General features: G+C 34.1%; 12 protein-coding genes. 1 reads left to right on the plus strand and 11 read right to left on the minus strand.

The features are described 5' to 3' along the window. Window positions 1-45 precede the first annotated feature (45 nt). From H8911_RS01925 to H8911_RS01965, 9 genes are all read right to left on the minus strand, one after another. Complete coding sequence (locus H8911_RS01925) at window positions 46-1,044, minus strand: SIS domain-containing protein (protein WP_186998538.1); 999 nt, start codon at window positions 1,042-1,044, stop codon at window positions 46-48. A gap of 26 nt (window positions 1,045-1,070) precedes the next feature. Continuing rightward, window positions 1,071-1,892 (minus strand): PTS system mannose/fructose/sorbose family transporter subunit IID, encoded by an 822-nt coding sequence (locus tag H8911_RS01930; RefSeq protein WP_118012639.1) that lies wholly within the window; start codon window positions 1,890-1,892, stop codon window positions 1,071-1,073. Then, window positions 1,879-2,655, minus strand: a complete 777-nt coding sequence (locus tag H8911_RS01935) for a PTS mannose/fructose/sorbose/N-acetylgalactosamine transporter subunit IIC (RefSeq protein ID WP_423786819.1) — start codon at window positions 2,653-2,655, stop codon at window positions 1,879-1,881. The genes H8911_RS01930 and H8911_RS01935 overlap by 14 nt, the downstream gene beginning before the upstream one ends. A 27-nt stretch (window positions 2,656-2,682) precedes the next feature. Then, window positions 2,683-3,153 carry a PTS sugar transporter subunit IIB gene (locus H8911_RS01940; RefSeq protein WP_118012641.1) on the minus strand — a complete coding sequence of 157 codons (471 nt, stop codon included), beginning with the start codon at window positions 3,151-3,153 and terminating at the stop codon, window positions 2,683-2,685. A gap of 11 nt (window positions 3,154-3,164) precedes the next feature. After that, the gene (locus tag H8911_RS01945; protein WP_118012643.1) at window positions 3,165-3,575 is read right to left on the minus strand and encodes a PTS sugar transporter subunit IIA; all 411 of its coding nucleotides are present in this window, start codon (window positions 3,573-3,575) and stop codon (window positions 3,165-3,167) included. 2 nt (window positions 3,576-3,577) lie between these two features. Beyond that, window positions 3,578-4,411: a sugar phosphate isomerase/epimerase family protein gene (locus tag H8911_RS01950; protein ID WP_255466250.1), complete on the minus strand. Its 834-nt coding sequence runs from the start codon at window positions 4,409-4,411 to the stop codon at window positions 3,578-3,580. After that, window positions 4,398-7,148 (minus strand): PRD domain-containing protein, encoded by a 2,751-nt coding sequence (locus H8911_RS01955; RefSeq protein ID WP_186998539.1) that lies wholly within the window; start codon window positions 7,146-7,148, stop codon window positions 4,398-4,400. The genes H8911_RS01950 and H8911_RS01955 overlap by 14 nt, the downstream gene beginning before the upstream one ends. Before the next feature lie 288 nt (window positions 7,149-7,436). After that, the gene (gene malQ / locus H8911_RS01960; protein ID WP_186998540.1) at window positions 7,437-8,906 is read right to left on the minus strand and encodes a 4-alpha-glucanotransferase; all 1,470 of its coding nucleotides are present in this window, start codon (window positions 8,904-8,906) and stop codon (window positions 7,437-7,439) included. A gap of 90 nt (window positions 8,907-8,996) precedes the next feature. Next, a complete protein-coding gene (locus H8911_RS01965; RefSeq protein WP_186998541.1) occupies window positions 8,997-12,161 on the minus strand; it encodes a DEAD/DEAH box helicase in 3,165 nt (1,054 codons plus the stop codon). Window positions 12,162-12,254: 93 nt separating this feature from the next. Between H8911_RS01965 and H8911_RS01970 the strand changes: the two genes are divergently transcribed. Continuing rightward, window positions 12,255-12,671, plus strand: a complete 417-nt coding sequence (locus tag H8911_RS01970; protein ID WP_117925083.1) for a GNAT family N-acetyltransferase — start codon at window positions 12,255-12,257, stop codon at window positions 12,669-12,671. Here the strand turns inward: H8911_RS01970 and H8911_RS01975 are convergent. Beyond that, complete coding sequence (locus tag H8911_RS01975) at window positions 12,668-13,897, minus strand: pyridoxal phosphate-dependent aminotransferase (RefSeq protein WP_186998542.1); 1,230 nt, start codon at window positions 13,895-13,897, stop codon at window positions 12,668-12,670. The two genes, H8911_RS01970 and H8911_RS01975, sit on opposite strands and share 4 nt — an antisense overlap. A gap of 2 nt (window positions 13,898-13,899) precedes the next feature. Then, complete coding sequence (locus tag H8911_RS01980; RefSeq protein WP_117925079.1) at window positions 13,900-14,973, minus strand: chorismate mutase; 1,074 nt, start codon at window positions 14,971-14,973, stop codon at window positions 13,900-13,902. Window positions 14,974-15,096: the final 123 nt, after the last annotated feature.

A 15,096-nucleotide genomic window follows, 5' to 3' on the forward strand; every position in this document is an offset into this window, starting at 1 on the left:
AGGATGTTTCCCATCAAAAGCCAGGTAAAACATCCTAATTAGATCTTAGTATTCTAATCTTCTGTAGTAACGACGAATTTCCATTGGGTGACGAGTTTCGATTTCCATGTGAACATCAATTCTGTTGTTTACTGCGTGCATTACATGGTGAGACAAGTGTTTACGATATTTTTCGCTAATACCCTTTAATTCGTAATCTTTAGAATCGATAATTGTGTAGTTTGCACAAATTCTTGGAATGAAGTTAGCAACACGTTCAGATAATGGACGTTGAGCATCTTCACCAATATAAATTGTAACTGGAGTTTCTTTAGTTACGATTTCGAACATACCGTGGAAGAATTCATTAGATGTGATTGATTTAGTTTTTAACCATAATTGTTCTTCCCAGTAGCACATTGCGTATGAGTAAGTAGCTCCCCATTGGTTACCAGCACCTACGAAATAGTGCATTTCATCATTCCAGTGTTTTTTAGCGAATTCAATTGCGAATGGTTCAGCTTTCTTTTCAACTTCTACTAAAGCTTGTGCTAAGTATTTGTCGAATTCTGCGTACATATCTTCGTAGTCTTCGAATTCACCATTGTTGAACATGAAACGGTCAGCAACCATGAAGAATTTTAATTGTTCGTTAATTGGATAAGAGATCTTGTAGTCTGCTAAGTCTAATAAGATAGCTTCTTTAGCATCTACGAATGCAATAACTGTAGCTCCAACTTCTGTTTTGATTTTTTTGATTGCATCAACTACTTCTTTTGTATTTCCAGTTACAGAAGAGATAATAACAACTGTATCTTTAGTAATACGTTTGTTTCCTGTAGTTAAGTATTCTGCAGCATTTTCTGCCCAAGTTTCAATAGCTGACATTTCTTTCATGTGTACAGTCGCCTGCATAGCACTTGCCCATGTACCACCAACACCTAACCAGCAGATATTTGAATATCCACGTTCACAAATTTCATCCACGAATTCGTTGATTTGAGGGCGAAGAGCCAACGCTCCATTCACGCTATCAATTTTTTCTTGTTCATTAAATTTAATCATTTTATTGTTCCTCCTCATCTAATGAATTAACCTGCTAATACGCCAAAATAAGCACCGATTACACCAATGATCATTGTTCCAAAAATTAAAATTACTGGATTGACTTTCTTTTTCAACAAGAAGTAATACAACCAAGTACCACCTAAACCAATTAATCCTGGCATAATTCCGTCTAAAATTGATTGTAGTGTTGTAACTTCGTCACCAATTCTAGATAATTCAACATTTAATGTTGTCCAAACCATATCTTTAGACATACAACCAACTACCATAACTCCAAGGATACTTGCAGCAGATAATAATTTGTCCATCATTCCATTTTCTTGCATCTTTTGTAAGTAATTGAAACCTAAATTGTATCCAAAGTGAGCACCAAAGTAACGTACGATGAAGCATGGAATATTATAAAGTAAGAAATATAAGATTGGTCCCATGATATTTCCAGCTTGTGCTAAAGAAATACCGATACCAACAGCGATAACACGTAAACATCCAACAAAGATTGAGTCACCAATACCTGATAAAGGACCCATTAATGCAGTTTTGATACTAGCAATCGCTTCTCCATCAACTTCTCCTCTAGCCTTCATTTCTTCCATTGAAGTAACTACACCACCAATAAATGGAGCCAATTGTGGAGTGACATTAAAGAATTCAACGTGTCTTACTAATGCATCACGATATCCTTCTTCATCACCTTCATAAATCTTTTTCAAGTTGTGATTCATCATCATCGCAAAGGCAATGTGCATCTGACGTTCATAGTTCCATGAGAATTCCATTCCTAAAGAACCTTGGTTAAATGCTAAATTTGTAATATCTTTTTTTGTAATTTTAGAAGTCATCATCGTCAGACACCCCCTGTACAGCTTCTGCTTCTGTAGCTGCTTGTTTATCTAAGAAGTTAAATTTAACCAATACTAAGATAACACCAATCATTGCTACACCTAATACTGGAACACCCATATAAGCAGCTAGAATAAATCCTAAGAAGTAATAAGGAATATTTTGTTTATTAATTGTCATACGCATCAACATCGCAAAACCTAGTGCAGGTAATAATCCAGCAGCTGCCGCCATACCATTAGTAACGAATTCTGGAATTGCATTGATCAAATTACCAACTGCATCGCCTCCTAAATAGTAAGCAAATAATACCAACAAGAAACGACGTACGACTGTGATCATACCAATTAACCAGTGCGTAAATACTACACCATTATAATTTCCTTTTGCTGCATAATCATCTGTCCAACGTAAGATGATTGAGTTAAATACATTACATAAGTTACCAATTGCTTGAGAAACTAATGCGATAGGCATTGCCAAAGTTACAGCTGTTTCAATTCCTCTACCAGTCGATAAAGCAAATGCTGTAGCCAAAACACCACCAACGATTGTATCAGGCGGTATATAGGCACCAACACTAACTGCCCCCATAAAGAATAATTCTAGGCTTGCACCAATTACGATGGATTGCTCCAAATTACCAACTATTAGCCCTACTAATGGAGCTAAGATGATTGGACGGTTGATATAAAGAGAACCCATTTGATCCCCTAAAACACCAAGTGCTGCAACCAAACCAATCAAGATTGCTTGTAACAACATATTCTGCTCTCCTCCTTGCTATGTTTGTTAAAGAACGCTTTGTACCGGCACGCTACTTTCGCTGGCCAATTGTCGGATTTCTACTTCAACACCCTTATCCAACATTGCTTTTATATCCTCTTCATCTTGAGGGCCTACAAATATAGCTTTGCTAATTTGCCGATATCCGTCTTGTTTTTTTGCTCCACCTAAGTTAATACTCTTAATGGCTGGAACTTCTTGTACTAATCGATATGCATCATGAATTGTTTGAACTACGATTAGTAACTTGTACTTATCTGTAACACCGCTGTTTAATGCTTTTACAGAATTTTCAATGTCTTTGATAACCAACTTAACACCTGCTGGTTTACCTAATTTCAAAGTTGTTTTCCACATTTCATCATTCACTACTTCATCACTCGCAACCAAAATACAGTCTGCTTGTACTGCATTTGTCCAAGAGAATGCTACCTGACCATGTAGTAGTCGATGGTCTACACGACATAACTTAATCATATTTCTTCCTCCTAAAATTCTTCTTCATTGTCGTTTGAAAGAAGATCGTTACAATAAATCAAGCCATCTTTGGCTTCTTGTACACTTTGACGAATCATGTTTTCAATATCATCATCTTGACGCATAAACACATTCATCAATAATCCAAGATTCATACCTGTAATTAAATGTGTATTTGGACGACTTAAACGCTTCATCCATTCATTATTTACGCTACCACCAAATACATCTGTACATACAATAACAGGATCTGTATCTGGAATATCTTTTAGTGATTCTTCAATCAAATCATTTACATCTTGTCCTTCTTCAACATAAGCTGTAATTATATGCGTATTTGGCTGTTCTCCCAAAATAATTTGAACAGAGTTGTAAATGCCACGTGAGAATGTTCCATGACTTGCCAAAATAAAGTGTCTCATTACTAAACCTCCTTTCCTAATTTTTCGAAAGCTTTTAAAGTTGTCTGTTCTGCAACCCATGGCTTTTCATAATATCTAGAAGTCGCTGTTTCCAGTGACAGATATCCATGGTACCCATTGGCCTCTAAATCAAGAAGATCTTGTTTTAGATCTCTTGTTCCATCCGACCATGCCAAATGACCTGTTGGCTTTCCATCCACAAAGTGTGTATGGATCACATCTTTTCCAAATGCATCAAAATAATCTTGAATTGTATTATTGACTCGTGCCATTGCACCAAAATCAATACATACCTTTAACTGTGGATGATTTACCGCATCCAGATATGCCTTTAATTGTTCTACACTATTCACAAGAACAGATTCATCTGGTTGTAAAGCTTCGATTGCCACCAAAATATCATTTGCCTTTGCATAATCACAAACCTTACGCATCATTTCAACCGAACGATTCCATGCATCTTCTTTTGATTCATCATAATAAGCCCAGCCTGTTGTGATTAATATATGTTGGGCATTGACTTCTTTTGCGATATCCACCATTCGACAATAATATGCATATACATCTTCTTGACGTGTTGGACTTGCCACATTGTTTGGCTTTGGATTTGTTTGTTCTGGACAAATACCAATGATTTTTACATCATATTTTTTTGCGTATTCCTTAAGCTGTTCTACACTCTGATTTTTATTGTAGTCCACATAGAAATGCATAGGACCCGTCCAAATCTCTACATTTTTAATACCTAAACGATTCATTTCCTGAAAAAAACGTTCAAAAGAATAAAATCTATAATGACTGTTCATTCCACATAATTTATCTTTAAAATTCATCATCGCTTGCTACCTTTCTTTCATCTTCATCATCCGCTATATATTCATATAAGTATGCAATTTCAGAAATTGGCATCTTTACATGATAATTTTTCAACATGGAATCAAAACTTTGATTCACCTGCTCAATAAAATCACTATGGTTACTCGCAAAATCATCTAAATTCTCATATATTTCAATTGCTGTCTTTGTTACCAAACGCTCAACAAGGAAACAAATATGGATATAAATTCCAATGATTGTACGACTTTGAAATTTTTTCTGCATAACCAACTGTAAGTTTTGTACGGATTCACTAACAAAATCCAATAATTTTTGTGGATTTAAAATTGTTAGATTTTCCATGACAGATTGAATTGAGAAATTCTTTAATAAATTTTGATTAAACTCTTCAATTTCATCCTCATCTAAATATGGTTTAAAGATTGAATTTAATATATCAATATCTTTAAAATTCATAATATCTTCTAAAGAAACACTTCGAACCCCTTTTAATTTCAAACTCAATGGTTTTACCATTAAAACCACATCATATTTTTCAAACAAAGGATCCTCATGTTTATTTTTCTGTAAACAATCATAGTCATATTCTATAAACTTAATATCCACCTTTTTAGGAAGACTATTCTGCAACAAATGCGATAATTTTTCACTTACTGAAACACTAACATCATTTGTGATGGCAATCGCCTTCTCTCTTTTTGCGACAGATAATATTTTATAGTGACACTGATTTTCTCCACATGACTCACTTAGAATTGTTTCTAAATCATGATGCTGAATCATTTTCATCCCAACATTTAATGCTAAAGAAGTAGAGATATTATTGATTACACCCACATTCATCGTGTCACTAATTACATCTCCAATCTCTTCTAAAGATCCCATATCCACTAATAAGATGATGTTCTTTAAATGCATGTTATTGTTGATATATTCATTTAATTTTTTAGTAATTTCTTCCACTGGCGTATCTAGTGGCATGTCGATTGCTTCAAAAATATAATGATTCAACAATGAGTTTGCTGCATCCGCAATGGAAGAAGCCGTTGAATATCCATGACTCAAAATAATTCCCATGGTATCTTGACCTTGAAGTTCTTTATTGTACATACGAATATTCAGCATCAAGAAAATCTTATTCATATTTGACAAACTAACATTCGTAGCTGTTTTTATTTGCTTAATAATCTGATCTGCAATAATCGACTCATTCATCATCATGTCTGACATTGTTTGTAAACATTCTTGAATATCTTTTGAATAATTCGATTCCCATTGATTCAATAAAGAAGTATTTCTACCTGTTGAAATAATCATACGCGTTAATACATACGCACAATTTACTGGAAGAATGATGTTTTTCGCATTTTTCACTATATTCAATACATCCATCACTAAACTATTCATCGCATCAATACGAGCATCGTGATATGACTGTTCAAACACTAAAACATCATAATAATGACGGACTGCATCTTGACCAATCTCTAAAAATCTAGCTTGTGAATTTACTTTGTTTTTCAAATCCACATATGCATTCAAAAGCTGTTCCCACATTTGAATCATCTTTTCACCTAATTCATGTTTTTCAAATGAATCGATACGCACAAATGTAGCTTCTTCTTTTTCATATTTATCCACACTCATCTGTTCAAGAAGATGTGTCGGTAAGTGATAAATTCTTACTTCCATTTCCTCTTCATGAGTGGTTTCACTAAACGCATTGGCACAAATAGCCTTGATAGATTTTTGAAGATCACTTATGTTTCCTTGAAATTGGTGATTTACTAAGAAATTACACAACTTCTCTGAAATTAATATTTTTCTTTTTAACCGCTCTTGTTCCTCTTGGAAAAAATGAACAACTAACCGTGTACGCTCATCTTCACTACGTTCTTGTAAACTAGGAATATGACAGATCACTGGTACATTGATTAACAAATTTTCATTTAATGAAATTCTGGGTTCATTTTCAATACAAAGAACAAGCCTTACTTTTGATTGAACACGAACATATTCATTGCCCTCTCGACAAAAGTATCCATAACGAAGAAAGTCTGCAATTTTTTCTTGAGCTTGATCCGACAAATATTGTGCATCTTGTATACACAACATTTTCCCATCTGAATTTTCCAAGATTCCCTTCTTTACTTCACCATTATGTTCATATCCAAACAGATCTTCCATTTGAGCTGTTCGCTCTTCATGTAAAGAAACCTTTTTTACATCTAAAACAATATGACCTTTTTCATTCAAATGATTCTGGCAAAACTCTTTCATGCAGCTTACCAAGTACATCTTTCCTGTTCCACGCTCTCCATATAGAATAATTGGAAGTCCATCTGGATATAATAATGCAGATTTTATCTGAGAAATCGGATAACTCAAGCTACCATCATACCCGACTGATTTTTGGAAATCCTTCAAATCTGGAGAATTATATTTTAATTCCTGCATTAATTCATGAATTGAAATATATTCATTTTGTTTTAGAACAACATGATAAATTTGTTCTAAAGCATTTTTCGACAAATAATAAACAGGTCTTGAACTGATTTTCACAACCAAATCATCTTTTACTAACTCATTTAAATATTGAGAAGTTAAAGAACGCGAAATACTTAATTCTTTACTAATTGTTATTGTTGTGAAATTTGAAAAACGATCTAATTGAAAATGTTGCGACATTTTTTGAAGATAGTTATAAATCTGTTGTTTTGACGTTAACTGATTCATTTTACACCTCCTAACGAATATCGCCTGTTGACGATATCATTTTATTAAGAAATCAATTTCTAGTCTGTAGTTCCAAATAAAAAAGACACTATTCTGTAAATTTTAAGTAAAATCGACACTTTTGATATCCGCTTTCAATTACTGTTAAGCCCTTTCATTTTTAATTGAATCTGTATTCGACACTAAATTTAAAAAAATCTTTATTGTGTCTAATTGTACGACATTGATTTTTTCGCGATTTAAAAGGAGCAAAAATATAATGTTTCTGCTCCAAACTCAGTTTTTAAATTAACGATTTGACTTTTTGATCCATTCTTTTGTCTTCATTACCTTATCTGGAAATGTCTTAAAATCTTTTAACTTCCAAGTCCAGTTTTTGTTTGATACTGTTCCTGGTGTATTGATTCGTGCCTCTTCTTTATATCCACAAACATCCCAAATAGGAAGAATTACTGTATCTGCATCTGTATCTAAGGCATATTGACAAAGCATCTCATTAAAAGAACGACTTGAATATCCCTGATTTTTAAAGAAACGACGCAAACTAATACGCTTATTTGAATCATACGTATAATAATCTTCATTACATGTCGCATTATCATGTGTTCCTGTATATAATACAGAGTTTTTCTTTGCCTTTTTCTTTAATTGTTTAGCTTCCATTCTAAACAATAAAACATCCATGCCCGGTATACCATAATCGTCTTCAAGTTCAATCACTTCTGGACGAATCAGGCCTAAGTCTTCAGCCACTAAAACAATATCTGGACATGCCTTTAAAATCGCATCCATCAATTTATGAGCTGGACCTAAGATCCATTTTCCTGCAATAGCTGTTGGACAAGACGCTGGTATATTCCAATATGTATCAAACGCTCTAAAATGATCGATTCTCACCATGTCATAACAACGATTCATCCAACTCATACGATTACACCAGAAAAGATATCCATTTTTTTCCTGCGCATCAAAATCATAAATTGGCATTCCCCAACGTTGTCCAGTTTCACTAAAATAATCTGGTGGACAACCCGCAATATATTCTGGTTTTCCTTCTTCATCCAATAAGAAAGCTTTACGGTTGCACCATACATCCGCACTATCTAAATCTACATAGAATGGCATATCTCCCATGATTTTAAGATTTCTTGCGTGCGCATACATTTGAATTTCATCCAATTGTTTATAAAAAACAAACTGTAAAAACTCAATATAAAAAATCTCATCTTTATAATCATCCAAATCAATATCACGATTTTCTGGCCAGTTCTTATATTCATCTTCCCACTCAAACCATGGAGCCCCATTATAAAAACTCTTAAATAAAGAGTAGGCAGACCATTCCTCTAGCCAAAATGCATCACGCTTAAATGCTTCAAAATCTTCTTTAAATGAATCAAATTCCTTTTTAAAAACTTTAAAGGCCTTTTGAAAATAAGATTCCTTGAATTCACGAATCTTGTCATATTCAACAAAGTCTTTAAACTTATTACAATTCACAATTGAGCTTTGCGTCAACAACCCCATTTCACACAAACGATCCAAGTTAATATAGATAGGATCTCCCGCAAAACTAGAATATGTCTGATATGGAGAATGAGTGGGGCCTGTCATCTGCAAAGGCAAGATTTGCCATATGGTATACCCTGCATCCGCAATAATATCTATCATTCGAATTGTTTTTTGCCCTAAATCACCAATCCCTTGATTTGCAGGGATAGAGAAAACAGGACATAAGATTCCTGCACTTCTATTCATTTTATCACCGTTTTGTAATCCCTTTCATTGCTTCTATTTTAACACATTTTTATAAAAAAGAACTATATATTTCAAAAAATTATATAGTTCCTATTCCATAGAGAATAAATCTCTCAATTCTTCCTTGGATAAAGTCGAAATGCCACCATTTGAATTTTCGACAAATATATCACTCATCTCTTTTTTGCGCTTCTGCATCTCGTAGATTTTCGCTTCTATTGTGTTCTTCATCAACAACTGATACACTAACACATTTTTTGTCTGACCAATACGATACGCACGATCTGTTGCTTGATTTTGCGCGCTCACATTCCACCAAGGATCATAATGAATCACAGCTTGTGCCTTAGTCAGATTTAGCCCAGTTCCACCGGCCTTTAATGAAATTAAGAATACATCCGAATCATCACTCTGAAAAGCATCTACTTCTTCTTTACGCTTCTTCTTATCAACTGCACCTGTAATCATATGGTATTTGATGCCTCGCTGCTTAAACTCTTCGATAAAGGAATCAAAAATACTTGTGAAACTTGAAAACAACAAGACTTTCTTACCATTCTCTTTTAATGTCTCAATCAATTCAAGACACATTGTAAACTTTGTACTCTCACCCTTATAGTTTTCATATAACATTCTTGGTTCGCAACAAATCTGACGAAGACGCGTCATCATCGCGATGATCAAAATCGAATCCACTTGTTCCAATTCTAATTGTTGCTGAAGCTGCTCATTGACTTGGGCAAGATTTGCAAGATACAACTGCTTTTCCTCCGGACTAAAGTTTAACCACATATCTTTCTCAACCTTATCCGGCAAATCCTTCAACACTTGTTTTTTCGTTCTGCGCAAAATAAATGGCGACACCAACTTTTGAAGTTTGGACTGTCTGTCATCATCCCCCATCTGAATGGGTTTCTCAAAATTCTTTGTGAAATAATTCAAACTATATAGATATCCTGGCAACAAGAAATCAAAGATACTCCACAATTCACTTAAACTATTCTCAATTGGCGTTCCTGTTAATGCCAAACGATGTTTACTTTTTAAAGCCTTTACACTTTGCGCATTCTTTGTCTTAGGATTCTTAATAAACTGTGCCTCATCTAGAACAATATATTCAAATTCCATAGGCATATACAATTCAACATCCCTACGCAAATAATCATATGTCGTAATATAGAGTTCGTGATTTTCCTGAATAATCTCTTTACGAACTTCTTGCGTTCCCGTAACACAAACAGCGTCCACACCAATCTTAAACTTTTCAATTTCTGACATCCAGTTATACATTAGACTACTTGGACATACAATCAAACTCGGTTTATCCTTTGAAACAAACTGTTCATAAAATACCAATACTTGAATAGTTTTTCCAAGTCCCATATCATCGGCAAGAATTCCATTTAAATTCATGTTTTTCAAATCATACAACCATTGAATGCCCTGCTGCTGATACGTGCGCAATAAAGATTTATACTCATCCTTCAATTGAATTGTTTGTTCTTTCACTTTCATTAATCGATCTGTATATTCTGTAACCGAATCATCATTACGAACATCCAATTCTGAATCCACATCCATTAAATGGAAAGCCTGATATGCTGGTTTTTCAATTGTTTCTTTCTTGAAATCCTTAGTCGTTAAATTCATTGTAAAAGCCAATTCATTCAACTGTTCTAAACCTGTATCTTCCAAATCAATCATTTCGCCATTCTTTAACTGATAAAACTTTTTCTTCTTTCGATACGCATTTAAAATATGTGACAATTCATCTGCGTTCACATCACTATCTAGTTCCATCTTCAATAAATCATTTTGAACATAGACCTTTACACTTAAATTCATACTGTGACGATTCTTTAAACGTTTCAATTCCTCAGACACATACACATCCGCTTGTTTTTGAATCAAAGGAATTCCATGATCCAAAAAATTATATAACGCATCGCTTCGACCTTTAAATACAGCCTTATTATCTTCAATCTTTACCGCATAATGCGAAATAATTGCTTCTATACTGGCAATTTGGTTGGAATCTGTATTTGTGAAAAAACTCTTTTTTTGATTATTTTCTAGATAGTTTCCCCATACAATCATATTCGCATTTTCAAGATCTGAATACACACGAATATTCTCAATTACAGTCGCATATTTTTCTACATCTACATTCGTTTCTAATTGAATATAATCCATATATGGCTGCAAGCATTGTAAGTAAAAAGCTCTAAAATCACTTTTTTTAATCAACCAACCATCTTCTTGCGAAACATTATACGCAAGTGAAGCTAAAAAGCCATCCGCATCCAATGTGTATCGCGTAATATTTTTATAATCCACTACATACAAATGTTTATTACCAATTAGAAAATTATCATCCAAATCTACATTGAGTTCGAAACAATCATCATATTCAACCAATTTTATAACTAATTTTATATCTTTTTCATCCGTTTTAAATTCGGTATAGTCATTAGGCAAAGATACATTTAAATCAAAGAAATCATCCAGACATTCCGAATAGATTTCCCCGTCTTTTTGCCAATCTTTTGAAAAACTATATTTCATCAAAAATGCATAAATCTTTTGACTTGGCTCATCCAAATCTTCTGGATTTAAATAAATCTGTGTGTTTTTCCCAAAAGATTCCAATTTCTTTTCAAAAAAGCCTAGCATTAAAGTTTGAATATTCTTTACTATATATGCACGATTCACTTGAATCTTTAATTTAAACGCTGCCTGATCATAATAATATGAATTTGTAGGATGCAACGTCAAACGAATTCGATTCTCGTTTTCCTTAAAGAAATTGTTAACTTTATCTTCTTGTTTTTCTTTTAGAAAATCAAATGCCGTCTGATTCAAGCTATGAATTCTTCGACGCTTTCTTTCCAATTCTTCTTGCCGATTTTTTTCTTCAATATATTGTTGATACTCCACACAAAACGGAAAAATCTGGGGATTGATCGCATTAATGGCACGCACTACACTTACTAAATGCACACACCCTTTATGTGTCTCTTGTGAGCATGTACAATTTGTAGTTAATATCGTACCATATTCATTCACTCTAAAATTAATAATTTCCTCATTCCAACACGTTTGAATAATAGCCTTTACTTCATAATATAAAATCCGATCATGCACTCTTTCAATTGAGATACGCTCAATCTTACCTGCATAATAAGGATCATTTGCCTCATAATATATCCATGAATTTTTAATAAAACGATTTAAAGATTCTTCATAAATGCGCATATTTCTTCCCACCTAACTTACTCCTTATTATACCACAAATTTGACTTTCTATTTTTGAGTTGTTAATGTATGAGAAAAGAAAGAAGAATGATTATGAACACAAAAACGTATACAACCTTACCACAAGAAGCCAAAGACATTCGTATTGAAGTATTCGTGAAAGAACAAGGCTTTGAAAACGAATTTGATGAAATCGACACTATTAGTCATCATATTGTTGCCTTTGATGAAAGAAAACCCATCGGAACATGTCGTTTCTTCAAAGAAAACGATCACTATACCATTGGAAGGGTGGCTGTATTAAAGGAATATCGAAATCAACATATGGGTAATTTACTACTTGAAAGTGCCGAAAATGAAATCAAAAAATTAAACGGAGACTTAATTGTGGTACACGCACAAGTTCGTATCCACCCATTTTACGAAAAACAAGGCTATATTCAGTTTGGTCAAATTGACGATGATGAAGGAGTCCCACATATGTGGATGAAAAAAAAGATACAGTATTAAGCTACTGTATCCAAAATATCCTTCATCTTTTTTGCGAGTCCCTTTGTCTTTTCAACCGATAAAGAACAAATCGCAACACGAATACCCAAATTTACTTTGACGGTAAAAATGTTGTTTTCCATTAATGCCTCATGGAATTTGTCACGTGTTTCATTATCCATAGATAAAGTTACGAAGAATCCTTCTTTGTAAGGATAATGTTTTAATCCCACTTCCTTCGCTTCTTTGACAAAGATATCTCCACGTTCTTTTAATAAATTTACATAGTGCAATCTTTCTTTATCATACGCATCTTTATGATTGTCTAATACATCTACAAATGTAGCCATAGCCCCATTGTTGATATTTGACCAAGTCGCACGCGCATCCTTTTCAAATACGATCTTCACTTGTTGCACTGCTTCTTTTTCTTGTCCTAACACAATGGCAGCACCACAACGAAGTCCATAGCTCGTCATTGATTTTGATAAACTAAATGCGACAATTACGACAAAGTTTTTCTCAATTTGATCAAACTGTGCAAAATATTCTTTCGCCTTTTCTTGTCTAGAAGAAAAATCAATATACGCAATATCATTCAACAATACTACGGCATGTGTTTTTGAACATTCATTCAAGAAAGAAATGACTTCTTTCCATTCGTCTTCACTTAAAGAATAACCAGTTGGATTGTGACAAGGATCGTTGATCACAATGACTAAACGATTTTGTTTTTCCATCACATTTTTACATGCCGATTTAAAAGAGTTTAAATTAAAGTGATCTTCTTCAAATAAACTATATTTTTCCACATTCAAATTGTGCATCTGCGCCATTAGTGCATAAGATCCCCATGCGATTTCTGGCAAGACAACTGTTTGTCCCTCATCTAGACACTCTTGTAAAGTCATACCAACAGCACCGGTTCCTCCAGGTGTTGCGATAACTTCATGTTCTAAGTGTGAATTCCCATTTAATACCCAGTCATATACTTTTTGTCTAAAGTCTGGATTTCCTGTAAAACTAGCTGCATAGGCTGCCAATACTTTATTATCCAAGTTTTTTAATGAACTAAATACACTGTCTAAGGCAACCAAAGTTCCCTCTTCATCATATAAAGAACCAATTGTCGCATCTACAACGTTTTCACTTCCCACCTTAGCCTTAGCCTCTTTTGCCTTGGCAACAATTGAGAATACAGTATCTACGATTGGTGTTTGATTGACACTTTCCTTCACAAAATTCATACTTATTTTTCCTCCTTTAAAGTATATGCTCCCAATACTTTTACACTTTCACACACAGACTGTACCTCTCGAATACAATCATTTGCCTTTGACATATCCCCTTCAATTTCGACAAAGAAGAAATACTCAAAAGGTTTATTTTTCATCGGTCTAGACTGAATACTTTCCATGTTCAATCCATTCTTGGCAATACAATCAATGATCTTTGCCAAAGCGCCACTCTCATGTTTAACCGATAGAACCATACTAAAGCGATTGCCCTGCATTTGTGGCTTTAATCCAATTACCAAGAATCGCGTTGTGTTAGTCGCATTTTCTTGAATGTTTGTAGCCAACACCTTTAAGCCATACAGCTCTGCATTTTCCTTAGCACCAATAGCTGCTTTATGCACATCCTGTTGTGCTGAAATATATTGAGCTGCCATCGCCGTATTTGGATAGGCCACCGTTTGTACATTTAATTCCTTTAAAAATTCTTTAGACTGTGAAAGTGCTTGATCCTTTGAATAGACCCACTCCACATCTTTTAATGTACTGCCCGGAATTCCAAGTAAACATTGTTCAATCTTTTGATCATAAATTGACTGAATATACACTGGATATTCCATTAATAAATCTAAGACTTCTCCAACCAATCCAGAATTCGTATTCTCAAAAGGAATCACACCATATTGTACGTCTGAATGGACAACCATTTGAAAAACTTCCTCAAAACTAGAAACGCCCACTTTTGGATTGGAAGGAAACAACTTCTCGCTCACCATATGCCCAAAGGCACCTTCAACTCCGCAATATCCAACTTTATCATGAGACTGCAACGTTCTTTGATAGGCCTTCGATTCTTTCATAATGAACTTTATAAAAGACTCATAATATTCTTTATAACCCGGATTCTGAATAAACTGCAGATTCTTTTCAATTACAACCTGCTCTCTACCTGAATCTAGAATTGGTAAATCATTTTCTATTTTATACGCAATCACATCTTTAACGGCATCCAACCTGGCTTCATATAGCTTAGCCATTTCACGATCAATCGCATCTATTTGCGTACGTGCTTGTTCCAACTTATTCATAGGTTCACCTGTTATGAAGTGACCTTTGTCAAGACAAAATTACACTCATATTCTAAAAATATTCAGTTTTAGATTGATGACATAGAGGAACTCCTAAACAAATCTATCGACAGTTAACCACTC

This window comes from Holdemanella hominis, from assembly GCF_014306155.1.
Classification (GTDB): domain Bacteria; phylum Bacillota_I; class Bacilli_A; order Erysipelotrichales; family Erysipelotrichaceae; genus Holdemanella; species Holdemanella hominis.